General features: G+C 71.5%; 26 protein-coding genes. 18 read left to right on the top strand and 8 right to left on the bottom strand.

Annotation, left to right across the window (positions count from 1 at the left end):
* Nucleotides 1-168 precede the first annotated feature (168 nt).
* Together F3L20_RS30465 and F3L20_RS30460 are read right to left on the bottom strand one after the other, a co-directional pair.
* On the bottom strand, nucleotides 169-1,191 hold the full coding sequence (locus tag F3L20_RS30465) for a LacI family DNA-binding transcriptional regulator (RefSeq protein ID WP_145826649.1): 1,023 nt from the start codon (nucleotides 1,189-1,191) through the stop codon (nucleotides 169-171).
* A 106-nt stretch (nucleotides 1,192-1,297) separates the two neighbouring features.
* On the bottom strand, nucleotides 1,298-2,077 hold the full coding sequence (locus F3L20_RS30460) for a winged helix-turn-helix transcriptional regulator (protein ID WP_150157017.1): 780 nt from the start codon (nucleotides 2,075-2,077) through the stop codon (nucleotides 1,298-1,300).
* A gap of 276 nt (nucleotides 2,078-2,353) precedes the next feature.
* Here F3L20_RS30460 and F3L20_RS30455 point away from each other — a divergent pair, with 276 nt between their 5' ends.
* The 8 genes from F3L20_RS30455 to F3L20_RS30425 all read left to right on the top strand — a co-directional run bounded on the left by F3L20_RS30455 (nucleotide 2,354) and on the right by F3L20_RS30425 (nucleotide 7,617).
* Nucleotides 2,354-3,268, top strand: a complete 915-nt coding sequence (locus F3L20_RS30455; protein ID WP_150157016.1) for an alpha/beta hydrolase — start codon at nucleotides 2,354-2,356, stop codon at nucleotides 3,266-3,268.
* Between the two features lie 40 nt (nucleotides 3,269-3,308).
* Nucleotides 3,309-3,563: a MoaD/ThiS family protein gene (locus tag F3L20_RS30450; RefSeq protein WP_145826652.1), complete on the top strand. Its 255-nt coding sequence runs from the start codon at nucleotides 3,309-3,311 to the stop codon at nucleotides 3,561-3,563.
* A gap of 3 nt (nucleotides 3,564-3,566) precedes the next feature.
* Entirely contained in the window at nucleotides 3,567-4,739 is a 1,173-nt protein-coding gene (locus F3L20_RS30445) for a hypothetical protein (RefSeq protein ID WP_150157015.1), read from the top strand.
* Nucleotides 4,740-4,964: 225 nt separating this feature from the next.
* Nucleotides 4,965-5,705, top strand: coding sequence for an LmeA family phospholipid-binding protein (locus F3L20_RS30440; RefSeq protein ID WP_150157014.1), 741 nt, complete (start codon nucleotides 4,965-4,967; stop codon nucleotides 5,703-5,705).
* Nucleotides 5,706-5,885: 180 nt separating this feature from the next.
* Nucleotides 5,886-5,993: a putative leader peptide gene (locus tag F3L20_RS35755; RefSeq protein ID WP_356788782.1), complete on the top strand. Its 108-nt coding sequence runs from the start codon at nucleotides 5,886-5,888 to the stop codon at nucleotides 5,991-5,993.
* 123 nt (nucleotides 5,994-6,116) lie between these two features.
* Nucleotides 6,117-6,962 carry a sulfurtransferase gene (locus tag F3L20_RS30435; RefSeq protein ID WP_150157013.1) on the top strand — a complete coding sequence of 282 codons (846 nt, stop codon included), beginning with the start codon at nucleotides 6,117-6,119 and terminating at the stop codon, nucleotides 6,960-6,962.
* Nucleotides 6,963-6,994: 32 nt separating this feature from the next.
* Complete coding sequence (locus tag F3L20_RS30430; protein WP_004986406.1) at nucleotides 6,995-7,282, top strand: DUF1416 domain-containing protein; 288 nt, start codon at nucleotides 6,995-6,997, stop codon at nucleotides 7,280-7,282.
* Between the two features lie 71 nt (nucleotides 7,283-7,353).
* Nucleotides 7,354-7,617: a DUF3099 domain-containing protein gene (locus F3L20_RS30425; RefSeq protein ID WP_145826656.1), complete on the top strand. Its 264-nt coding sequence runs from the start codon at nucleotides 7,354-7,356 to the stop codon at nucleotides 7,615-7,617.
* A 5-nt stretch (nucleotides 7,618-7,622) separates the two neighbouring features.
* Here F3L20_RS30425 and F3L20_RS30420 read toward each other — a convergent pair whose 3' ends face one another.
* A complete protein-coding gene (locus F3L20_RS30420; protein ID WP_150157012.1) occupies nucleotides 7,623-7,985 on the bottom strand; it encodes a DsrE family protein in 363 nt (120 codons plus the stop codon).
* A 233-nt stretch (nucleotides 7,986-8,218) separates the two neighbouring features.
* Between F3L20_RS30420 and F3L20_RS30410 the strand changes: the two genes are divergently transcribed.
* The 3 genes from F3L20_RS30410 to F3L20_RS30400 all read left to right on the top strand — a co-directional run bounded on the left by F3L20_RS30410 (nucleotide 8,219) and on the right by F3L20_RS30400 (nucleotide 10,291).
* Nucleotides 8,219-8,794: an FABP family protein gene (locus F3L20_RS30410; protein WP_024884074.1), complete on the top strand. Its 576-nt coding sequence runs from the start codon at nucleotides 8,219-8,221 to the stop codon at nucleotides 8,792-8,794.
* Nucleotides 8,795-8,875: 81 nt separating this feature from the next.
* The gene (locus F3L20_RS30405; protein WP_150157010.1) at nucleotides 8,876-9,313 is read left to right on the top strand and encodes a Fur family transcriptional regulator; all 438 of its coding nucleotides are present in this window, start codon (nucleotides 8,876-8,878) and stop codon (nucleotides 9,311-9,313) included.
* Between the two features lie 9 nt (nucleotides 9,314-9,322).
* Nucleotides 9,323-10,291 carry a YgfZ/GcvT domain-containing protein gene (locus tag F3L20_RS30400; RefSeq protein ID WP_150157009.1) on the top strand — a complete coding sequence of 323 codons (969 nt, stop codon included), beginning with the start codon at nucleotides 9,323-9,325 and terminating at the stop codon, nucleotides 10,289-10,291.
* 39 nt (nucleotides 10,292-10,330) lie between these two features.
* On the opposite strand, the gene dtd is transcribed toward F3L20_RS30400, so the two are convergent.
* The gene (gene dtd / locus F3L20_RS30395; protein ID WP_150157008.1) at nucleotides 10,331-10,756 is read right to left on the bottom strand and encodes a D-aminoacyl-tRNA deacylase; all 426 of its coding nucleotides are present in this window, start codon (nucleotides 10,754-10,756) and stop codon (nucleotides 10,331-10,333) included.
* Nucleotides 10,757-10,932: 176 nt separating this feature from the next.
* Here dtd and F3L20_RS30390 point away from each other — a divergent pair, with 176 nt between their 5' ends.
* Both F3L20_RS30390 and F3L20_RS30385 read left to right on the top strand, forming a co-directional pair.
* Nucleotides 10,933-11,568 (top strand): aerial mycelium formation protein, encoded by a 636-nt coding sequence (locus F3L20_RS30390; RefSeq protein ID WP_150157007.1) that lies wholly within the window; start codon nucleotides 10,933-10,935, stop codon nucleotides 11,566-11,568.
* Between the two features lie 59 nt (nucleotides 11,569-11,627).
* Complete coding sequence (locus tag F3L20_RS30385) at nucleotides 11,628-12,884, top strand: GNAT family N-acetyltransferase (protein ID WP_150157006.1); 1,257 nt, start codon at nucleotides 11,628-11,630, stop codon at nucleotides 12,882-12,884.
* Nucleotides 12,885-13,071: 187 nt separating this feature from the next.
* On the opposite strand, the gene F3L20_RS30380 is transcribed toward F3L20_RS30385, so the two are convergent.
* Nucleotides 13,072-13,257 carry a hypothetical protein gene (locus F3L20_RS30380; protein WP_024884080.1) on the bottom strand — a complete coding sequence of 62 codons (186 nt, stop codon included), beginning with the start codon at nucleotides 13,255-13,257 and terminating at the stop codon, nucleotides 13,072-13,074.
* Nucleotides 13,258-13,430: 173 nt separating this feature from the next.
* Here F3L20_RS30380 and F3L20_RS30375 point away from each other — a divergent pair, with 173 nt between their 5' ends.
* Nucleotides 13,431-14,345, top strand: a complete 915-nt coding sequence (locus tag F3L20_RS30375) for a FadR/GntR family transcriptional regulator (protein ID WP_150157005.1) — start codon at nucleotides 13,431-13,433, stop codon at nucleotides 14,343-14,345.
* Between the two features lie 54 nt (nucleotides 14,346-14,399).
* On the opposite strand, the gene F3L20_RS30370 is transcribed toward F3L20_RS30375, so the two are convergent.
* The gene (locus tag F3L20_RS30370; RefSeq protein ID WP_145826665.1) at nucleotides 14,400-14,588 is read right to left on the bottom strand and encodes a hypothetical protein; all 189 of its coding nucleotides are present in this window, start codon (nucleotides 14,586-14,588) and stop codon (nucleotides 14,400-14,402) included.
* Between the two features lie 207 nt (nucleotides 14,589-14,795).
* Between F3L20_RS30370 and F3L20_RS30365 the strand changes: the two genes are divergently transcribed.
* On the top strand, nucleotides 14,796-15,680 hold the full coding sequence (locus F3L20_RS30365; protein ID WP_145826666.1) for a winged helix-turn-helix domain-containing protein: 885 nt from the start codon (nucleotides 14,796-14,798) through the stop codon (nucleotides 15,678-15,680).
* On the top strand, nucleotides 15,680-16,435 hold the full coding sequence (locus F3L20_RS30360) for an HAD family hydrolase (RefSeq protein WP_240810793.1): 756 nt from the start codon (nucleotides 15,680-15,682) through the stop codon (nucleotides 16,433-16,435). Before F3L20_RS30365 ends, F3L20_RS30360 begins: the two co-directional genes overlap by 1 nt.
* Here the strand turns inward: F3L20_RS30360 and F3L20_RS30355 are convergent.
* Complete coding sequence (locus F3L20_RS30355) at nucleotides 16,426-16,611, bottom strand: hypothetical protein (RefSeq protein ID WP_240810792.1); 186 nt, start codon at nucleotides 16,609-16,611, stop codon at nucleotides 16,426-16,428. The genes F3L20_RS30360 and F3L20_RS30355 overlap by 10 nt on opposite strands.
* Nucleotides 16,612-16,782: 171 nt before the next feature.
* On the opposite strand from F3L20_RS30355, the gene F3L20_RS30350 reads away from it, so the two are divergent.
* Nucleotides 16,783-17,658: a GntR family transcriptional regulator gene (locus tag F3L20_RS30350; RefSeq protein ID WP_145826668.1), complete on the top strand. Its 876-nt coding sequence runs from the start codon at nucleotides 16,783-16,785 to the stop codon at nucleotides 17,656-17,658.
* 241 nt (nucleotides 17,659-17,899) lie between these two features.
* Nucleotides 17,900-20,044, top strand: coding sequence for an aminoglycoside phosphotransferase family protein (locus F3L20_RS30345; RefSeq protein WP_240810791.1), 2,145 nt, complete (start codon nucleotides 17,900-17,902; stop codon nucleotides 20,042-20,044).
* A gap of 8 nt (nucleotides 20,045-20,052) precedes the next feature.
* Here F3L20_RS30345 and F3L20_RS30340 read toward each other — a convergent pair whose 3' ends face one another.
* Complete coding sequence (locus tag F3L20_RS30340; RefSeq protein WP_150157002.1) at nucleotides 20,053-20,748, bottom strand: FadR/GntR family transcriptional regulator; 696 nt, start codon at nucleotides 20,746-20,748, stop codon at nucleotides 20,053-20,055.
* Nucleotides 20,749-20,898 lie beyond the last annotated feature (150 nt).

The raw sequence follows: 20,898 nt of genomic DNA, 5'->3' as shown, positions 1-20,898 counted from the left end.
TCGCTCCGGGTGGCGGGGTGGGGAGGGCCGGGGCTGTCAGTGGAGCCGGGCTGCGGGGCTGAGCGCTGCGGCGGAGCCGGTTGCGGGTGGTAGCTGCGGGCTCCGGGTGGGGCCGCCCAGGGCCCCGGTAGGGGCCGGGGATCCGGGCGGGTGCCGGTGGGCCGGGGGTCAGGCGCAGCCGCAGGACTGGCGGGTCACCAGGCGGGACGGGAAGATCTTCAGGCGTTCGCGGCGCGAGCCCGCCACCCGCAGGCCGTCGTCCAGGACCAGGTCGACCGCCGCGCGGGCCATCGCCGGACGGTCGGAGGCGACCGTGGTCAGCGGCGGGTCGGCGAGCGCCGCCTCCTTGATGTCGTCGAACCCGGCGACCGCCAGCTTCCCGGGCACGTCGATACGCAGCTCCCGGGCGGCGCGCAGCACACCGATGGCCTGGTCGTCGGTGGAGCAGAAGATCGCGGGCGGCCGCTGCGGCCCGGACAGGATGTCCAGGGCGACGCGGTAGGCGTCGTAACGGTTGTACGGGGCCTCGAAGAGCCGTCCCTCGGTGGGTATGCCGGCCTCGTCCATCGCGCGCCGCCAGCCCTCGACGTGGTCGGAGACCGGGTCGCCGACGGCGGGGGTCTCCGCGGTGCCGCCGACACAGGCGACGTACTCGTAGCCGTGCTCCAGCAGGTGCCGCACGGCGAGCTGGGCACCGCCGAGGTCGTCCGTGACGACGGCGACGTCGTCGATCGCCTCCGGCCGCTCGTGCAGCAGTACCACCCGGGCGTCCCAGGCATCGATCTCCGCCGCGGCCAGGTCGTTCAGCGCGTGGCTGACCAGGATCAGGCCCGAGACCCGCATGCCGAGGAAGGCGCGCAGATAGTGGACCTCGCGCTCGCCGATGTAGTCGGAGTTCCCGACCAGCACCATCTTCCCGCGCTCGGACGCGGCCTGTTCGACCGCGTGCGCCATCTCCCCGAAGAACGGCTGGCGGGCGTCCGGCACGATCAGACCTATGAGGTCCGTGCGCCGGGACGCCATCGCCTGGGCGACGCGGTCGGGCCGGTACCCCAGCTCCTTGATCGCTGCGAGCACCCGCTCGCGCGTGGCCGGGGCGACCGGCCGGGGTCCGTTGTTGATGACATAGCTCACGACGGCGGTGGACGTCCCCGCCAGCCGCGCCACATCATCCCTGGTTACCTTGGCCACGCGCGGAGTCTACGCGGATATATCCCCTCCGGGCAGGGCGTGCCGGAGGTTGTGAACAGGAGGAAAACGGCTCGTATGGGCGAGCGCGATGCTCATGCGTGCGCCCTCAGGCCTTGGCCCGGACCCCGTTGGTCTCCCGCGCGGCCGTCTCGTCCGCTTCCGCCGCCTTTAGCCGGGCGTCCTTCGCCTTCGCCTCCTCGGCGGCCCGCTCCACCTTCTCCGGCGTAACGAATCGATAACCGACGTTCCGCACGGTGCCGATCAGCGACTCGTGCTCCGGGCCGAGCTTGGCGCGCAGACGGCGTACGTGCACGTCGACCGTGCGGGTGCCGCCGAAGTAGTCGTAGCCCCAGACCTCCTGGAGCAGCTGGGCGCGGGTGAACACCCGGCCGGGGTGCTGCGCGAGGTACTTGAGCAGCTCGAACTCCTTGAAGGTCAGGTCCAGGATTCGGCCCTTGAGCTTCGCGGAGTAGGTCGCCTCGTCCACGGAGAGATCGCCGTTGCGGATCTCCATCGGGGAGTCGTCGTTGACGATCTGCTGGCGGCCCATGGCCAGGCGCAGCCGCGCCTCGACCTCCGCGGGGCCCGCGGTGTCCAGCAGTACGTCGTCGATGCCCCAGTCCGCGGTGACCGCGGCGAGACCGCCCTCGGTCACCACCAGGACCAGCGGGCAGCCGGGTCCCGTGGAGCGCAGCAGCTGGCACAGGCTGCGGACCTGCGGCAGGTCACGGCGGCCGTCGATCAGGATGACGTCGGCGCCCGGGGTGTCGACGAGGGCCGGACCTTCCGCGGGTGCCACGCGGACGTTGTGCAGGAGCAGACCGAGGGCGGGGAGCACCTCCGTCGACGGCTGGAGTGCGTTGGTCAGGAGAAGGAGTGCACTCATCGCGTCTCCTCACCTGCCCGCATCGGGGCCACCCGGAACACGGCCGGCCTGCGTTCGTGCGCGGTTCGCTCGCCCATAACGTCTGGTTCCTCCTCGGTCCCTGTGACGGGGCACCTCCCGCGCCGTCGAGGCAGCGGGGGAGTTCTACGGCACTGCTGGCGTGCGTTCGAGCCCCGTACACCGGCGGTTTCCCGCGTTCGTATACAACGCTTCCGAAAGCACAAAAGGACCCGGGGGCTTCGCTGCCCGAGTCCTCTTCGCTGAAGAATAGCCGACATGGGTACCGATCCGGCAGGTCATGTGGCGCGATCCACCATTCGTCCATATTCCGAGACGCGGAATGTAACGCGAGAGGGCGGGCCAATACGGACGTTCTTGCGCACGGCGGACGGTGTGGCGATCGATTCCGTATACGAACCGGGAAGGGCCGTATACGACCCGGGGGCGGCCGTATACGAACGGGGCGGGGAGAACGCCGGGAACGCCTCTGGGACCGGCGTCGACCGGGGCCTTGTGTTTGTCGTCGCGCACGGTTTCACCGGGGACGTGGACCGGCCGCACGTACGGCGGGTCGCGCGGGTGCTCGCCGGGTACGGCGCCGTCCTGACGTTCTCCTTCCGGGGACACGGGGCCTCGGGCGGGCGGTCCACCGTGGGGGACCGGGAGGTGCTCGACCTCGCGGCGGCCGTGGAATGGGCGCGGGAACTGGGGCACACGCGCGTGGTCACCGTGGGGTTCTCCATGGGCGGCTCGGTGGTACTGCGCCACGCGGCGGTCGGCGGCGCCGGCGGGAGCGCCGCCGAGGTGGACGCCGTCGTCTCGGTCAGCGCGCCGGCGCGGTGGTTCTACCGGGGGACCGCGCCCATGCGGCGGCTGCACTGGCTCGTGACGCGGCCCTCCGGGCGGCTCGTCGGGCGGTACGGGCTGCGCACCCGCATCCACCACCGGCAGTGGGACCCCGTACCGCTGTCGCCCGTGGAGGCCGTGCCGCGGATCGCGCCCACGCCGCTGCTGGTCGTGCACGGGGACAGTGACGCGTACTTCCCGCTCGACCACCCGCGGATGCTCGCGGACGCCGCCGGTGAGCACGGGGAGCTGTGGGTCGAGCACGGCATGGGGCACGCCGAGAACGCGGCGCCCGAGCCGCTGTTGAGGCGCATCGGGGACTGGGCGGCCGGCCGGGCGGGCTAGCCTGACCGTGTTCACCGTCAACCGATTGAGGAACCAGCAGATGGCAAAGGTCACGGTGCGGTACTGGGCCGCCGCCAAGGCCGCGGCGGGGGTGGCCGAGGAGCCGTACGAGGCTGCCACGCTCGCGGACGCGCTCGACGCCGTGCGCGGGCGGCATCCCGGCGAGCTCACGCGTGTGCTGCTGAGGTGCTCGTTCCTCGTCGACGGTGATCCCGTGGGTAAGCGCGCGCACGAGACGGTACGGCTGGCCGACGGCGGCACGGTCGAGGTGCTTCCGCCGTTCGCAGGAGGGTGAGGGATGACGAACCAGCCGTATGGGCCGTACGGGGCGTACGGGCCGGACGGGTCGGGCGGTGGGTCCTGGGGGCACGGTGCCCAGGAGCCGCAGGCGCAGGTGCCGTATCAGCAGCCGCAGTCGCAGCCTCATGCGCAGCCGCAGGCGTGGCCCGGGCAGCAGTACGAGGATCCGTACGCGGACCAGCAGTACACGCAGCAGTGGCAGGGGCAGACGTGGGAGACGCAGATGCAGCCGCCGGTGCCGCCGGTGGCCGCGGCTGAGGAGACGTCCTATCTGCCTCCCCAGGGGGTGGGCCCGGCGGTTCCGCAGGGGCACCCGCATCCGCACCCGCAGGCTCAGGCGCCGGTGAGTGCGCCTGTCGCGCCCGCGCCGGAGACCGCGGGAGGTGCGGGGCCCGGGTACGGGCCGGCCACCCTCGCGGGGAACTCCCGGATCACCGACGCGCAGCGGGCGCGGGCGGAGGGGCGGTCGCCGATCATCGAGCCCGGGATGCAGCCCGCCGTGCTCACGGCCGTGCTGGGGCTGTTGCTGGCCGGCGGTGCCGCGCTCGGCACGTACGCGTTGCTCGTGCCGCTGGTGGTGCTGCAGGGGCTGACCGCGGCGGGGTGGTTCCGGCTCAACGGGATGTGGCCGGCGCGGCAGGGCATCGCGCTCGGGTTCCTGGGGGCGCTGGCGGCGGACGCGGCGATGCTGCTGTCCGACCGGTCGCCGGCGGCGATTCTGGGGACGCTGGGGGTGTGGGTGCTGCTGTCGCTGATGCTGCAGCTGCGGTCGCACGCCGATCCGGACGAGCGGATGTACGGGCTGACGGCGACCGTCGTGGCGGCGGCGCTGGCGATCGCGGCGGGCGGGTATCTCGCGGCCGACGCGGACGCGGTGGTCGTGGGGGCGGTCGCGGTGGCCGCGGCGGTCGTCGCCCGGGCGCTGCCCGTGGGGACGGCGGCGTCGGTGGTGCTCGCGCTGGTGGTGGCGGGCGGGGCCGGGTTCGCGGTCGGGGGGATGGAGACGGACGGGGCGCTGTTGGGGGCCGGTGCTGCGGTCTGCGCGCTGATCGGCCACCGGGTGGCCGCCTACGACTACCCGTCCCGCTTCGTCCACTTCACGGCCGGCATCGCCCTCCCTCTGGCCGCGGCGGGCCCCGCGGTCCACGTCCTGGGCCGCGTCTTCGGATGAGGCCCGCACCGGTGCCGTCCGCCCGCCGGGGCGGGGGGTGTGCCGCACACCCCCCGGTCCGCAACGGCGGCGGCATGGCGGGCGCCGTACGTGGAGCGTCTGCGCGGCCTCCCCTGTCACAGGTGATCCACAATCCCCCGCCCGCCTCACGGACCCGCACTACTCTCGCGTAGGGACGACCGCCCGGTCGTCGGGGGGCGTCTTACGTCAGGTGGGGGACACCGCATGCGCGCACTGCGAATACTGCTGATCATCGCCGTGATACTCGGCGCCGTCTTCGTCGCCGTCGACCGCGTCGCGGTGCACTTCGCCGAGGGCGAGGCCGCCGACCGCCTCCGGGCCACGGAGAACCTCTCGTCCACCCCCGACGTCGACATCAAGGGCTTCCCCTTCCTCACCCAGGTGCTCGACGGCACCTTCGACGAGGTGCAGGTCGGCATCCATGACTACGAGGCCGGCACCGGCGACGGCAACGGCACCATCCGCATCGCCGACCTGCGCGCCGACATGAAGGGCGTCGACTTCTCCGGCGACTTCAGCTCCGCCGTCGCCGACAGCGCCACGGGTACCGCGACGGTCGCGTACGACGAGCTGCTCAAGACCGCCAAGTCCGAGTCCACCCAGGTGGCGCCCGGCATCACCGCCGAGGTCGTGGGGCTGTCCGACGGGGGGAACGGGAAGATCAAGGTCGCGCTGGAGACCAGCGTGTTCGGCAAGAAGCTGCCCGAGCCGGTCTCCGTGCTCAGCTCGGTGACCGTCGTGGACGGCAACACCGTGCGCGTACGGGCGGACGCGCTGCCGGTGCTCGGCGGCGTGGAGATCGCCGAGACGCGGGTGCGCCGCATCACCGACTTCGAGCAGAAGATCGACGGACTGCCCGGCGGCATCCGTCTGGAGAAGGTGCAGGCGGCGCAGGACGGCGTGGACGTCACGGTCACGGGGACCGACGTGCGGCTGGTCGGCTAGCGCGCTGTCCGGTGGGCGAGACGGTGACGTCCGCCGAACAGATGGCACGGCCGGGCGGGCGGGTGCCCGGGCGTCGAGGTGGGCGGTTTTCCGGGTTCTCGTATCGAAGTTCGGACGATCTCGTCTCAGAATGCGACACGGCGGTGACAGGGCCGCCTGTCCGTCCCTACGATCGACCCCATGCAGTGTCAGGCGAGCGTCCTCCGGTCGAGGGGACAGGCGGATCTCACGAAGCGGCGGGCAGTGGACCTGTGCCGTGTCGCCGCCATGCTCTGTCGCACTTTCTGAGCGGGCGCGTCTTTCCGTCCGCATTCCCGTCCCCGTCGAGGGGATCCGTGCGCCGGCCCGGCCCGGGCGTGTGCGCACCCGTATACCTGCACGCCCCCCGCAACTGCCCCGGAGGAGAACAGCATGGCTCGCAGTGACGTCCTGGTCGACGCCGATTGGGTCCAGGAGCACCTGGACGACCCGAGCATCGCGATCGTCGAGGTGGACGAGGACACGTCCGCCTACGAGAAGAACCACATCAAGAACGCCATCCGGATCGACTGGACCACGGACCTGCAGGACCCGGTCCGCCGTGACTTCGTCGACCAGGAGGGCTTCGAGAAGCTCCTGTCCGACAAGGGCATCTCCAACGACCACACGGTCGTCCTGTACGGCGGCAACAACAACTGGTTCGCCTCGTACGCGTACTGGTACTTCAAGTTGTACGGCCACGAGAACGTCAAGCTCCTCGACGGCGGCCGCAAGAAGTGGGAGCTCGACGCCCGCGAGCTGGTCCCCGGCGACGAGGTGCCCGAGCGCCCGAAGACCGACTACAAGGCCAAGCCGCAGGACACCTCCATCCGCGCCTTCCGCGACGACGTCGTGGCCGCCATCGGCACGCAGAACCTGGTCGACGTGCGGTCGCCCGACGAGTTCTCCGGCAAGCTGCTCGCCCCGGCCCACCTGCCGCAGGAGCAGTCGCAGCGCCCGGGTCACGTCCCGACGGCCGCCAACATCCCGTGGTCGAAGAACGCCAACGACGACGGCACCTTCAAGTCGGAGGAGGAGCTCAAGGAGCTCTACGCCGCCGAGGACGTGGACCTGGCGAAGGACACCATCGCCTACTGCCGCATCGGTGAGCGTTCCGCGCTGACCTGGTTCGTGCTGCACGAGCTGCTCGGCGTGGAGAACGTCAAGAACTACGACGGCTCCTGGACCGAGTACGGCTCCCTCGTGGGCGTGCCGATCGAGCTCGGCTCCGGCAAGTAATCCCTCTCCGACCGACCTCTCAGGAGTAAGACATGTGCGGTGCGAAGGCCGGCGGCCCGGACGCCTCGACGATCAAGCCCGGTGAGACCACCATCCAGGGCCAGGTGACCCGCGACGGCGAGCCGGTGACGGGCTACGTCCGTCTGCTGGACTCGACCGGCGAGTTCACCGCGGAGGTCCCGACCTCCGCGACCGGGCAGTTCCGCTTCTACGCGGCGGAGGGCACCTGGACCGTCCGCGCCCTGGTGCCCGGCGGCACCGCCGACCGCACGGTCGTCGCCCAGCAGGGCGGCCTGGCCGAGGTCGCGATCGCGGTCTGAGCAGGGTTCGTACGAAGGGCCGCGTCCTCGGGGGCGCGGCCCTTCGGCCTGCCCGGACCTACGCTGGAGACATGTACGCGCGCAGGCGGCATGTCTACTTCGCCCTGATGGGGGGCTGCATCGGGCTGTTCGTCCTGGCCTGGGGCGTCGTGCGGCTCTGGTCGGTGCCGGCCGCGGTGGCGATGTGCCTGGTCGCCATGGTGATCCCGCCGGTCGCCGCGGTGGTCGCCAACCGGCGGGGCCCCGAGGACCGCTGGTGGGACGACCCCTCGGGCGACCCGCAGTCCGACGAGTGGTGGGACGAGCTGGACGGGAAGAAGAAGGGGCCCCGATAGGCCCGTCAGTACACCAGTGCCTGGGTGCCGTCCGTCATGGCCTCCTGCACGAACACCTGCGCGCCCGCGATCCGCACGCCTTCGAGGACGTCCTTCTCCGTGATGTCCCGGCGGGCCGCGCACTGCGTGCACAGCGTGACCCGGCCGGTCGCGAGGACGGAGTCCAGCAGGTCGGGCAGCGGAGCGGCGTGCGGGAGGTCGAACTCGGCAGCCCGGCCGGGGAGCGCGAACCACGCGGACTCCCCGGTGAGCCACAGGGACACCTCGACGCCGCTGGCCGCCGCCACCGCGGCCACCGTGAACGCCTGCGAGCAGCGCTCGGGAGCGTCGGTCCCGGCGGTCACCTTGATCACGAGCTTCTTCGCCATGACCGCATGGTAGTCAGGCGCCCACCTCGCACGACGGGGGCCGCACCCGGCCGCGTAAGCTGGATGCCGGCCCTGTGCACACCCCCGCACCCCGCTCAAGGAGCACTCCGTGATCTTCTTCTTCGAAATCCTGCTGGTCCTGGTCTGCGTCGGCGTCCTCGCCTTCGCCGGACTGACCGTGAAGAAGCTGTACCAGGGCCAGCGCTGATCACCGACGCCAGGAAGTTCCGCTCATGATCGAGATTCCGTCCGACCTCCACAAGGACCTCGTCCCGCTCGCGTTCCTGCTCGGCAACTGGGCAGGCGCCGGCGTGCACGACTTCCCCGGCGCCGAGAAGTGCAACTTCGGCCAAGAGGTCACCTTCACCCATGACGGCAGGGACTTCCTGGAGTACTCCTCGCACAGCTGGGTGCTGGACGGCGACGGCAACAAGGTCCGCCCGCTGGAGTCGGAGCACGGCTTCTGGCGGATCGACGCCGACCGCAAGGTCGAGGTGACCATGGTCCGCGACGACGGCGTCGTCGAGGTCTGGTACGGCGAGATGGCCGACAAGAAGCCGCAGATCGACCTGGTGACCGACGCCGTGGCGCGCACGGCCGCCTCCGGCCCCTACTCCGGCGGCAAGAGGCTGTACGGCTACGTGAAGAGCGACCTGATGTGGGTCGGCGAGAAGCAGACCCCCGAGGTCGAGCTGCGCCCCTACATGTCGGCGCACCTGAAGAAGGTCGTCACCCCGGAGGAGGTCGAGCGCTGGGCCAAGGCCCTGCCCGACGACATGCCCGACGACGGCATCGCGTTCTTCAAGTAGGCGGCACCGGCCGCGCACGGCGGCCCGGTCCGCCCGGCTCGGGGCCCGGACGGTTCACGGGCCAGGCCCTAGACTCGTGGTGTGGTGAGCACCGACTGGAAGAGCGACCTCAGGCAGCGCGGGTACCGGCTGACGCCCCAGCGCCAGCTCGTGCTCGAAGCTGTCGACACCCTTGAACACGCGACCCCCGACGACATCCTCGTGGAAGTGAGGAGGACGGCGTCGGGGGTCAACATCTCCACCGTCTACCGCACGCTGGAGCTGCTGGAGGAGCTGGGCCTGGTCAGCCACGCCCACCTCGGTCACGGCGCCCCGACCTACCACCTCGCCGACCGGCACCACCATCTGCACCTGGTCTGCCGCGACTGCACCAACGTCATCGAGGCGGACGTGGAGGTGGCCGCCGAGTTCACGGCCAAGCTGCGGGACACCTTCGGCTTCGACACCGACATGAAGCACTTCGCGATCTTCGGCCGGTGCAAGGACTGTTCCCTCAAGGCTTCCCCTGCCGAGTCGTAGGCTAGGCGTATGAAAAGCCCTCTGCTGACCCTGCCCGGCGCCGTCCCCGCCGAGGGCGTGGACGAAGGCGTGGCCGCCCACTACGGCGACCTGTTCCGCGAGCAGCGCGCCCTGGCCGACGGCACCGGCTTCGTCGACCTGTCCCACCGCGGGGTCGTCACCGTCTCCGGACCGGAGCGGCTCACCTGGCTGCACCTGCTGCTCACCCAGCACGTCCAGGACCTCCCGCCGCACCGCGCGACCGAGGCGCTGATCCTCTCCGCCAACGGCCACATCGAGCACGCGCTCTATCTGGTCGACGACGGCGAGACGGTCTGGGCGCACGTCGAGCCCGGCACCCAGGAGGCGCTGATCGCGTACCTGGAGTCGATGAAGTTCTTCTACCGGGTCGAGGTCGCCGACCGCACCGCCGACATCGCGGTGGTCCACCTGCCGGCCGGGTCCATCACCGAGGTGCCGGAGGGCGTCGCGGTGCGCGAGACACCGTACGGCAGGGACCTGTTCCTGCCGCGCGGCGACCTGGAGGCGTACGCGGACAAGGCGGGCCCCGCCGCCGGGCTCCTCGCGCACGAGGCGCTACGGGTCGAGCAGCACCGGCCGCGCCTCGGCTTCGAGACCGACCACCGCACCATCCCGCACGAGCTGGGCTGGATCGGCAGCGCGGTGCACCTGCAGAAGGGCTGCTACCGGGGCCAGGAGACGGTCGCCCGGGTGCAGAACCTGGGCAAGCCGCCGCGCCGGCTGGTCTTCCTGCACCTGGACGGCAGCGAGGTGCACCTGCCCGTGCCGGGCACCGAACTGCGGCTCGCGGGTGGGGAAGGCCCGGACGGGCGGAAGATCGGGTTCATCACCACGTCCGTCCGCCACCACGAGCTGGGCCCGGTCGCCCTGGCGCTGGTGAAGCGGAACGTCCCGGCGGACGCCCCGCTGCTCGCCGGTGACACGGCCGCCGCCCAGGAGACCGTCGTCGAGCCCTGAGCACCGTACGGCCCGCGAGGCCCGTCGGGTCCGTGAGGCTCACATCTCCAGCAGCACGGTGAACGGGCCGTCGTTGGTGAGCGACACCCGCATCCGCGCGCCGAAGCGGCCCGTCGCCACCGTCGCGCCCAGCGCGCGCAGCTGCGCCACGACCTCGTCGACCAGCGGCTCGGCGAGATCGCCGGGGGCCGCCGTGTTCCAGGTGGGGCGGCGGCCCTTGCGGGCGTCGCCGTAGAGGGTGAACTGGCTGATCACCAGGAGCGGGGCGCCGACGTCGCTGCAGGACTTCTCGTCCTGCAGCATCCGGATCGACCAGAGCTTGCGGGCGAGCTGCGCCGCCTTCTCCTTGGTGTCGTCGTGGGTGACGCCGACCAGGACGCACAGGCCCTCGCCTTCGACGGCCCCCACCGTCTCGCCGTCCACCACGACGCTCGCGCCGTCGACCCTCTGCACCACTGCACGCATACGCCCATGATGCCGGTCCGCGAACAGGTGGCCGACGGCGGCCCACGGAACACCCCGGTCGGGCTATTTTACTCCTTAGCGCCCATCTGGGGCGGATCGGGGCCACTCGCTCACATTGCGGCCGCTCAGGGTGGCACGATGCTGGCACATGCCGGTCGAGGGGACGGTTGAGGCACATGAGCACACCGGGGATCGGGCAGTCGCGTGCGGCTGTCGTGCTGACCCACGGGGGCGCCGGGGAACGGGAGTTCCGCCGGCCGCCCACGCAACGTACGGACAGCCCCGTGCTGCCGGAGGAGCGGGCGGAGGACGAACTGACCGGGCTGAGCCTGGACGACCTGCGCGCGACGCGGCGGGACGCGCGGCGCGACGAGGCCGACCTCAGCTACGTACGCCGGCTCCTTCAGGGGCGGATCGACATCCTGCGCGCGGAGCTGGCGCGGCGCGACCTGCCGCAGGGGGTGCCCGCGGCCTTCGCGCCGGGGGAGGCCTCCGTCGTCGACCGGCTGCCGGAGATCCTCCGGGACACCCCGGCCCGGCAGCGGTCCTCGGCCCGCCACCTGACGCTGGGGACACCGCGGAGCGAGGAGTACCGGCGGCTGGCCGCCGAGATGCTCTCCGAGGTGGAGCTCTCCGACCTGGCGGCGCGCACCGACGGCGAACTGCACACGGCCATGGGCCGGCTGGTGGGGTACGAGCAGCAGGTGTCGCGGCGGCGGCAGCGGCTGCAGCGCACGGCCGACGCGTGCGGCGCGGAGATCACCCGCCGGTACCGGGAAGGGGAGGCGCAGGTCGACGACCTGCTGGTGTGAGGAGGGCCGGGGGGAAACCGCGTCGACACCCGTCGGGGGACCGACCTAACGTGACGTCCATGACCTCCCGTGCCGCCATAGACGTACGTCCCATCACCGAGGCCGAGTTCGCCGACTGGAACCGGGCCATGAACATCGGCTTCCTGCGGGAGCCCAGCATGTCCGAGGAGGTCATCGACGCGCGCCGGGCGCAGTTCACGCCCGGCCGCTCGGTGGGCGCCTTCGACGCGGGGCGGTGCGTCGCGACGTTCCGTTCCTTCGCGCAGGAGCTGACCGTGGTCGGCGGGGCGGCCGTGCAGGCCGACGCGGTCACCAACGTCACCGTCTCCCCGACGCACCGCCGGCGCGGGCTGCTGACCCGGATGATGACCGAGGAGCTCGCCGCCGCGAAGGGGCGCGGGGACGTCGTCGCCACGCTGATCGCCGCCGAGTACCCGATCTACGGGCGGTACGGCTTCGGCCCGGCCACCTGGGCCACCGAGTGGACGATCGACGTGCCGCGCACCGGTCTCGACCCGCGCTGGGCCGGACCGGAGGACGGCGGCCGGGTCGACCTGGTGGACGCCGAGGACGTCCGCAAGCTCGGCCCCGAACTGCACGAGCGGCTGCGCCGGGTCCGGCCGGGCGTGGTGAGCCGCGACGAGCTGTGGTGGCGCACCACCACCGGCGCCGTGCGCTTCCACGCCACCTTCCACGAGCCCTTCTACGTGGTGTACCGCTCGGCCGCCGGCGAGGTCGAGGGCATGGCCGCCTACACCACGGACGACCGGTGGGGCGACGGCAAGCAGCCGTTGAACACGGCGCGGGTGAAGTGGCTGACCGGGGTGACCCCGGCCGCCGAGCGGGCGCTGTGGCACTACCTGTGCTCGGTCGACTGGGTGGTCCGGGTCAGGAGCGGTTACCGGGCCCCCGACGACCTGCTCCCGCTCCTCCTGCCCGACCCGCGTGCCGCCGCCGTGACGACGCACGCCGACTTCCTGTGGGTGCGCGTCCTCGACGTCGTACGGGCGCTGGAGGCGCGGACGTACGAGGGGGCCGGGTCGCTGGTGCTGGAGGTGGCCGACGCGGACGGACCGGCCGGCGGGCGGTACCGGCTGGAGGTGTCGGAGGACGGCACCGGGACCTGCGCGCCGACCACGGAGAACGCCGACATCGCCCTGGACGTGTCCGACCTGGGGGCGCTGTACCTCGGGGACGAGTCGGCGGTGCGGCTGGTGGCGCTGGGCCGGGTCCGGGAAGAACGAGCGGGCGCCGCCCGTACGGCCGACGCCCTGCTGCGTACGTCCAGGCGACCGTGGTGCCCGGACGTGTTCTGAGCGCTGTCACGCTCCGGGGCGCGGCCACGCGCGCGCCCCTGCTGCCTCCTCCTTCCGCCGACGACGGGTGATCCGTATCCGTAGCGTGCTGTTCAGTTGTGGTTGTGGTTGTGGTGGTGCCTGCCGTCGACGGGCTCCCGGCTCCCCTCCGGAAGGGAGCCCGGTCGGCGGCGCGTGCGGAGTGCCGTCAGCCGGACTGGGCGAACAGCATCACGAGGATGACGGCGCCGATGCCGCTGATCATGGTGCTCCGCGCCTTGATGCCCACGGTGAGGGCGACGAAGGCGATGATCCCCATCGGGCCGTACTTCCACTGGACGAGTTGCTCGAACCCGATGGCCAGGGCGGCGATGACGATGGCGATGAGCGGCATGACGGTCCCCTGTCTCCGGTGGCCTCCCCCGCGCCTCCTGGTGAGCCAACCCCTGTCTGGGTCGACCAGGTTGGGCGAGTTGGTGACCAACTTGTTCTTAGTTATCTCCGCTTGGAACAGTCTTATAACCACCCTCCGGTGAACTGCCCGAAGATGGCGGGAAGTTGTAGTGTTTGGCCGTGGAGACGGAACACGCCTCCGTCAATGGACGGAAGAAGCCTCAGCGGCCCCAGAGGACGCATCGTGAGGTGGCCGACGAGCTGCGCGCCCGGATCCGGTCCGGAGCGCTGCGGCCGGGCCAGCGCATGCCCACACAGGCCCAGTTGGCCGCCGAGTTCGGCGTCGAACGCCAGGCCGTGCGCGGCGCGTTGCGCATTTTGCAGTCCGAACAGCTGCTGACCAACGTCTCCAAAGGGGCGCCGGCGACCGTCGCCGACCGGTCCGAACGGCCTCCGGCCGGCCCCGCCGCACCTCCGCTGCCCACCACGGTGGCCCTCGCGCCCCGGATAGCCGCCGCCTTCGAGTCGGAGCACGTGGAGATAGACGCCGTCTGCCTGACCGCCGTCTCGCTCACGCTCGCCATCGGTGAACCGCTTCGGCAGATCCACGCGGGGCGGCTGAAACCGGCCAAGGTCGATGTCCGCGTCCTGCTGCCCAGCCGGAGCATCGACCTCGCCTTCCCGGTCCCGGTCGCGGGCCGCCGCGGGGACGGCGACCCGGTGCACGAGCGCTGGCTGGCCCAGCGCAACGCCCAGGGCCAGGTGCTCCGCCACAACCTGCTGGCCCTGCGCGCCACGCACGGCATCGACGTGCGGGTGTCCTTCCGGGCGCTGCCCTTCACCCCGCCGGTGAAGCTGTACCTGCTCAACCGCGAGGAGGCGCTGTTCGCCTACTACACGGTGACCCGCAGCGAGGCGCAGATCGGCCAGGAGAGCCTGGAGACGTACGACGCGCAGGGCGTACGGTCGATGCTGTTCGCCTTCGAGCAGGGCACCGGCCTGCGGGACACGAGCTTCGTGGAGCAGTCCCGCCTGTGGTTCAACGCACTGTGGGAGACGATCAGTTCGGAGCTGGAGCTCACGGACTGACGTCTCCCACGGGGTTCGGTCCGGGCCGGCCGGGCACGCTGCCGGGTGGTCCGGTCACAGGGCGGGGCGGGCCACGAGCAGCGCGAGCAGCACCGCTCCGGCCGAGCTGACGCCGGGCCGTCTGGCGTGGATGCCGACGGTGACCAGCAGCAGCCCGAGGAGGCCGGCGGCGCCGTACCTCCACTGCGCGAGCTGCTCGACGGTGACGACGACCACGGCGGAGATCAGGGCGATGACGGGCATGGTGTTCCCCCTTCGGGCCAACGGTGGGGCGGGACGGAGGTGCGGTGGTGACGGCGTGGCGGCCCTGCGGCGGTGAAATGAGCGGAACCGTAACCTCCGCCAACTCCACCAAGTTGGCAACCAACTCCATCTATGTTGTCCCCACTTGGTTCCTACTCCAAAACAACTTTCAAACAACTCCCCATAGATGGATCACAGTTGTAGCGTTTGGTCGTGGCCCAGGAGAACGTGTCAGTGAACGGCAGCAGCAGGCTCTCGGCCCAGGAGATCGCCGACATCCTGCGGGAACGCATCCGCGGGGGTGAGCTCAAGGCCGGCGACCGCCTGCCCACGCAGGCCGAGCTGGCCGAGGAGTTCGGCGTGGAGCGCGGCACCGTCCGCCAGGCCCTGCGCGCCCTCCAGGACGACGGCCTGCTCAGCAACGTCAGCAAGGGCAGCCCGCCGCGGATCGCCGCCCCCGCCCCCGCCCGGGAGGAGCCGCAGCCGACCATGGTGGGCCTCGCGCCCCGGCTGACGGACGCCTTCTCCACGGCCCGGGTGCGGATCGACGCGGTGTGCCTGACCGCCGAAAGCTTCATGCTGGCGGTCGGCGAGCCGGTCCGGCAGATCCACGAGGGCCGCATCCGCCCCGAGGTGATCGACGTCCGCATCATGCTGCCGTCCCGCCGGATCAACCTCGCCTTCCCGGTGCCGGTCGACGGCCGCGACGCGGGCGACGAGGACCCGGTGCACGAGCGCTGGCTGGCCCAGCGCAACTCCCAGGCCCGCGTGCTCCAGCACAACCTGCAGGCGCTGCGCGCCACGCACGGCATCGACGTGCGGGTGTCCTTCCGGGCGCTGCCGTTCACCCCGCCGGTGAAGCTGTACCTGCTCAACGGCGAGGAGGCGCTGATCGGCTACTACATGCTGACCCGGCGCGAGGAGGAGTGGGAGAGCCGGACGCTGGAGATGTACGACGCCCTGGGCTCCGCGTCCCTCCTCTTCTCCTTCGCCAAGCGGGGCGGCCAGCGGGACCGGGCGTTCGTGGAGGAATCCCAGAAGTGGTTCGACGCCCTCTGGGAAACCATCACGACGGACCTGACACTCTCCTAGTGACTTCTGAGACGCAGCAGACCGAAGTGGTGACAGCCGAGACCGGGACGGAACCGGACGACCTGCGGGACCTGATCGAAGGTGCCCGGGTCGTGCTGTGGGACTTCGACGGTCCCGTCTGCCGCCTGTTCGCGGGCCACTCCGCGGAACGCGTGGCGCGGGACCTGGTGGAGTGGCTGGAGGGGCAGGGCCTGCACGGCCTGCTCAACGAGACCGAACGTGAGTCCCTCGACCCGCACGCCGTGCTGCGCGCCGTGGACGACCGGCACCCCGGCAGCGACCTGGTCGAGGAGCTCGAGGAGCGGCTCACCAAGGAGGAGCTGAAGGCCACCGCCTCCGCGATGCCCACGCCGTACGCCGATCCGCTGGTCCGTACCTGGACCGCGGTGGGCGCACGGCTGGCCGTCGCCACCAACAACTCACCCCAGGTGGCGCGCGAGTACCTGACCTCGCGCGGCCTGCTGTCCTGCTTCGCCCCCCACATCTACGGCCGGACCCAGGAACTGCGGTACCTCAAGCCGCACCCGCACTGCATCAACCGGGCCCTCAACGCGATGGGCGCCGCCCCGTCGACCGCCCTGATGATCGGCGACACCCCCTCCGACTTCCTGGCCGCCCGGGCCGCCGGTGTCCCGTTCCTCGGCTACGCCCGCAACGAACGCAAGGGCAAGCTGCTGCGGGACGCGGGGGCGAGGACGGTCGTCGACTCGCTGGAGCCGGTGCTGAAGGCGGTGCGGGAGCGGCGTCAGGCCTGAATCATCAGCACGGTGAGCAGCACGGCCGCCCCGACGGCGAGCCCTTCACGGCGGGCGCGGACGCCCACACCGACGAGGAACAGCAGGACCAGACCGGCCATGCCCAGGCGGTCCTCGGTCAGCAGGCTCAACGACAGCTCCCCGAGCGCCGAGAGCAGTTCGAGCCGGGCCATCATCGGACCATCTCCCTTCCACTTTCCGTCAGCGCTCAACTCGTCGTCCAATTGGACTGGTTGGCCTGAGGGGTGTCTGCCCGGCCCGGTTGATCCCTTAACCAACGGTCGTGCGCGACAAGGGAGTTGTGGACGGTTGGTTTGCCGGTGGACCGAAAGCGGTACGTTGTGGGCGTGGCCGGACGGCAGGGCGAGGCAGGCGGCGGCGGGCGGGAGGCCCAGCGGGTCGCCGACGAGCTGCGCGCGCGGATAGGCCACGTCTATCCCCTCGGCTCGTTCCTGCCGGCGCAGCGAGCCCTCGCCGTGGAGCTGGGCGTCTCCCGTGACACGGTGCAGCGGGCGCTGCGGGACCTGGTGAGCGAGGGCTGGATCCAGTCCCGTCGGGGCAGCGGCTCGCGGGTGGTCAAGACGCAGCGCATCCAGTCCTCGGCGCCCAAGGCGACCCGGCTGCACGGCCAGGTGACGCTGGCCCCCTTCATCAGCGAGGCCTTCGAACAGCCCGAGGTCACGCTCGACGTCTACACGCTGACCTCGGAATCGCTGGACGCGCACATCCGGCTCCAGTCGGAGCGCATCCGCGGTGGCTTCATCTCGCCCCAGCGCATCACTCTCCGTATGCTCCTGCCGGACCCGTCGCTGCCGCTGCCGTATCCGAGGGTCAAGGACGACCGGGACGACCCCCGGCTGCGGGAGCGGCTGCGGATCATCACCGAGTCGCACACCACCTCCCTGGTGGGGGCACTCAGGGATCTGCAGACCGAGCAGCTGGTCCCGTCCGTCGACGTACGGATCCGGCACACCCCGCTGACGCCGACCTTCAAGCTGTACCTGTTCAACGCGGTCGAGGTGCTGCACGGCATGTACGAGATCATCGAGCGGCCGCTGGAGCTGGAGCGGGGCGAGGTGGTGACCGCCCTGGACGTGCTGGGACTGGGCGCCACGCTCACCCATCACGTGAAGGAACCGGGAGATTCCGCCGCTCCGGGAGCCGTGTTCGTCGACAGCATGCAGCAGTGGTTCGACTCGGTCTGGAACCTCCTCTCGGAGTGACCGCCGTGCTGTAGCATTCCGGCCACCGATTGAGCATCGCTCTCCCCCTGTTCGTACCAGGGAGCACATCCGCCACTGGGACGGGCTTCCGCGATTCGGGCACACGGGTGACACCCTGTCCGGCGCATGCCTTTCCGGCATGCGGAAGCGGAGGCGGCATGCCTACCGTCAGTTGTGGACTCCCTCGTACCTCACGGAGCGGCCAGTGGGCGCACCACCCCTTCCCCGACCGGTTCGCGGGGTGCCCACCACGCCGGACGACCGGCTCCGGGACTTCGTGGAGCACGCCACCCGGTGCGGGGCGGTCAGCAGCGGCCACCACAACCAGAACTTCGTGCTGGAGCTGCGTGAGGCGGAGGCGCGTCTGCTGGGCCGGGAGCCCGGGACGTCGGTGACGGTACGCGTCCGCCGGGCCGAGGCGCTGCCGGTGGTGATCAGGACCTGGGAGAACGAGGACGAGATCCTCGGGGCGGTCAAGGGTGTCCTGCCGCATGTGCCGCAGTGCCTCGCCAAGGGGCCGGGGTTCGCCGTCCACAGCTATGTGGAGGGCGTGCCCCTCTCCAGCGTCTGCGGCAACGGCAAACCGCTCGACACCCTGATCATCAGGGCGCTGACCGGGCTGCTCGCCCAGATGGCCCAGGTGCGGCGCAGCAGTCTGCCGCCGCTGCCTGCCTGCTGGCCCCGCAACGACACCGACAGCCAGGGGTTCCTGCGTACGCTGGCGGACCTCGCGGACCGGCAGATCCGCCGGCCCAACTGGACCGTGTTCGGTGGGCTGTTCGCGGCGCTGGGCATCCCGGAGGACGCCCTGGTCCGGCTCGCCGGGCGGACCCCCGTCATGGCCCGCCGGCCGTACAGCCTGCTCCACGCCGACCTGCACCGGGACAACGTGATCGTCTCCTACGGCGGTTCGCTCCCGCTGATCTGCGTCGACTGGGAGCTGGCGACCTACGGCGACCCCCTCCACGACCTGGCGACCCACCTGGTGCGCATGCGGTACCCGGAGCACCAGTGGCCGGAGGTGATCGCCGCCTGGGAGGGAGCCATGCGCGGGATCCGGCCCGCCGCGGTGAACGGGCTGGCGAAGGACCTGCAGCACTACCTCGACTTCGAGCGCGCGCAGTCGGTCTTCCCCGACGTGATGCGGGCCGCGCAGTCCCTGGAGCAGGCGTTCTCCCAGAAGACCCTGGACGAGGCGACGGCGGAGGTGGACCGGGCGCTGCAGGCGGCGGCGGGACCGCTCCACCTGCGGAACGTGCCCGGGCCCCGGGAGATCGAGCGCGCCCTGTTCCGCTGGCTGACCTCGCGCCGGGGCGGGCACGGCGGGCACGGCGGCCAGACGTTCGGCTGGAAGCCCGACCCGCGTCTGCCGTTACCGGAGGACTTCGGCGAGGCCGCCGTGCCGGCCGCGCTGTCCGTGGAGGGCGCGGCCCCCGCCCGTCTGGTGTTCAAGGGCACCGCCCACCTCAACACCGTGGTGCGCGTCCCGGGCGTGGACTACCCCGTCGTCGTACGGCGCAGGCTGCCCGACGTCACCCGGCGCGAGCCGCACTTCCTCAGCGAGCACGCCGTGCTGCGCGGCATCGAGGAGGCCAGGGTCGCCGTGCACGCGCCCCGGGCCCTGGCGCTGGGCGAGACCTATCCGGACGACACCTTCGCCATCCACACCTACGTGGGCCCGCGGGACGTGGACAGCCCCCCGGACCACCCCGTGAACGGCCTGCTGCCGCACGAGGCCGACGGGCTGGTGGACCAGCTGTGCGCGCTGACCGGGGTGGACTACACGCACCTCGACCCGACGGCGGGCGAACCCGGCTTCCACCGCTGGCTCAAGGACGAGCTGGTCCGCCTGGTCGGCGCGCTGCCCAGGGAGACGCAGCAGCTCGCCCGGCAGCTGGGCCTCCCGGACGCCGTACGGCTGAACCAGATCCTCTCGCGGCAGGAGGTCAGCCACCGGGAGCCCTCCCTGCTGCACGGCGACCTCAACCCGTGGAACCTGGTACGCCGGGACGACTCCGGCGGGCTGACCATCATCGACTGGGAGATGGCCCTGATCGGCGATCCCCTGTACGACCTGGTCCGGCACATGCACCTCACGCCGACCCGCCCGGAGATCCGCGTCCGCATGTTCCGCCGCTGGGAACGCGTGCTGCCGTCCGCGTACACGCGTGACTGGCGCAAGGACTGGCAGGTCTACCGCCGGCTGGAGACCGTCCGCTCCGCGTACATCGACCTCGACCGGATCGTCACGGGAGCGAGCCTGGACGCCCCCAACGTCCGCCGCGCGGTGGCCTCGTACGCGGTCACCCTGGCGGTGGCCAACGGCGCCCTCGGCCTCCCGGTCCGCGCCACGGCGAACCCGTACCTGCTCCGCGCCCTGATCTGAGACGCGGGTCAGACCTCGTCGTCCTCCACCGGCGGCATCAGTGCCCGAAGCCACCGTTCCGTCTGGGCGACATGGGCCTCCGCCGCGCCGGCGGCCTGGCCCGGGTCGCGGTCGGCGATCGCGGTGGCCAGGACGCGGTGGTCGGCGTCGCTCCTGCGGCGCAGCTCGGGACCCTCGGGGAGGGTGAACACCTGGTACTTGCGGGAGCGGGCACGGAACACCGCGAGCAGGGAGGCCAGCGTGGGGTTGCCGCCCGCGCGGGCGATCTCCGCGTGGAAGCGGTGGTCGAGGTCGGACGCCTCGGCGGGGTCGTCCGTCGCCTCCATCGCCTCGATGAGGGAGAACAGGGTCGCGACCGTCTCGGGGGTGGCGCGGGCGGCGGCCTTCGCCGCGACGTGCGCCTCCAGCACCCGGCGGATCTCGTAGACCTCCAGCAGTCCCGGCAGCGGCAGCAGTTGCAGGGTCAGGGAGAGGCTGCCGATGAGGTCCTCGGGGCGCAGTTGCGAGACGTAGGTGCCCGAGCCGTGACGCGGCTCGATCACGCCCAGCGCCGCGAGCATGCGTACCGCCTCACGCAACGAGCCGCGGGAGACGCCGAGTTCCTCGCAGAGGTCCGCCTCGGGCGGTATCCGCTCCCCGGCGCCGAGCCGCCCCGTGGCGATCATGTGCCGCAGGCCGTGGAACGCCTTGTCGACTGCCGACATCCGATGCCTCCCCATGACGGGCCGCGTCCGGCGCCCCCGCCCGAGTGCACTGTAGCGGGCCGAGAGATCAGATGTCTTCGGTGAAACATTTCTGAGTCATCTGATTTCTAGGCGGTCACAGGTCTTGTCATGGCCGAAAACACCATGCCA

This window comes from Streptomyces tendae (assembly GCF_008632955.1).
Lineage (GTDB): Bacteria > Actinomycetota > Actinomycetes > Streptomycetales > Streptomycetaceae > Streptomyces.
The sequence above is the reverse complement of the archived record's forward strand: the minus strand, read 5'-3'. Positions and strand labels throughout refer to the sequence as shown.

Excerpts from the sequence above, each read along its gene's own strand:
- F3L20_RS30460 (WP_150157017.1), bottom strand. The coding sequence starts at position 2,077 with ATGAGTGCACTCCTTCTCCTGACCAACGCACTCCAGCCGTCGACGGAG.
- F3L20_RS30455 (WP_150157016.1), top strand. The coding sequence starts at position 2,354 with ATGGGTACCGATCCGGCAGGTCATGTGGCGCGATCCACCATTCGTCCA.
- F3L20_RS30450 (WP_145826652.1), top strand. The coding sequence starts at position 3,309 with ATGGCAAAGGTCACGGTGCGGTACTGGGCCGCCGCCAAGGCCGCGGCG.
- F3L20_RS30445 (WP_150157015.1), top strand. The coding sequence starts at position 3,567 with ATGACGAACCAGCCGTATGGGCCGTACGGGGCGTACGGGCCGGACGGG.
- F3L20_RS30440 (WP_150157014.1), top strand. The coding sequence starts at position 4,965 with ATGCGCGCACTGCGAATACTGCTGATCATCGCCGTGATACTCGGCGCC.
- F3L20_RS35755 (WP_356788782.1), top strand. The coding sequence starts at position 5,886 with ATGCAGTGTCAGGCGAGCGTCCTCCGGTCGAGGGGACAGGCGGATCTC.
- F3L20_RS30435 (WP_150157013.1), top strand. The coding sequence starts at position 6,117 with ATGGCTCGCAGTGACGTCCTGGTCGACGCCGATTGGGTCCAGGAGCAC.
- F3L20_RS30430 (WP_004986406.1), top strand. The coding sequence starts at position 6,995 with ATGTGCGGTGCGAAGGCCGGCGGCCCGGACGCCTCGACGATCAAGCCC.
- F3L20_RS30425 (WP_145826656.1), top strand. The coding sequence starts at position 7,354 with ATGTACGCGCGCAGGCGGCATGTCTACTTCGCCCTGATGGGGGGCTGC.
- F3L20_RS30420 (WP_150157012.1), bottom strand. The coding sequence starts at position 7,985 with ATGGCGAAGAAGCTCGTGATCAAGGTGACCGCCGGGACCGACGCTCCC.
- F3L20_RS30410 (WP_024884074.1), top strand. The coding sequence starts at position 8,219 with ATGATCGAGATTCCGTCCGACCTCCACAAGGACCTCGTCCCGCTCGCG.
- F3L20_RS30400 (WP_150157009.1), top strand. The coding sequence starts at position 9,323 with ATGAAAAGCCCTCTGCTGACCCTGCCCGGCGCCGTCCCCGCCGAGGGC.
- dtd (WP_150157008.1), bottom strand. The coding sequence starts at position 10,756 with ATGCGTGCAGTGGTGCAGAGGGTCGACGGCGCGAGCGTCGTGGTGGAC.
- F3L20_RS30390 (WP_150157007.1), top strand. The coding sequence starts at position 10,933 with ATGAGCACACCGGGGATCGGGCAGTCGCGTGCGGCTGTCGTGCTGACC.
- F3L20_RS30385 (WP_150157006.1), top strand. The coding sequence starts at position 11,628 with ATGACCTCCCGTGCCGCCATAGACGTACGTCCCATCACCGAGGCCGAG.
- F3L20_RS30380 (WP_024884080.1), bottom strand. The coding sequence starts at position 13,257 with ATGCCGCTCATCGCCATCGTCATCGCCGCCCTGGCCATCGGGTTCGAG.
- F3L20_RS30370 (WP_145826665.1), bottom strand. The coding sequence starts at position 14,588 with ATGCCCGTCATCGCCCTGATCTCCGCCGTGGTCGTCGTCACCGTCGAG.
- F3L20_RS30355 (WP_240810792.1), bottom strand. The coding sequence starts at position 16,611 with ATGATGGCCCGGCTCGAACTGCTCTCGGCGCTCGGGGAGCTGTCGTTG.
- F3L20_RS30340 (WP_150157002.1), bottom strand. The coding sequence starts at position 20,748 with ATGTCGGCAGTCGACAAGGCGTTCCACGGCCTGCGGCACATGATCGCC.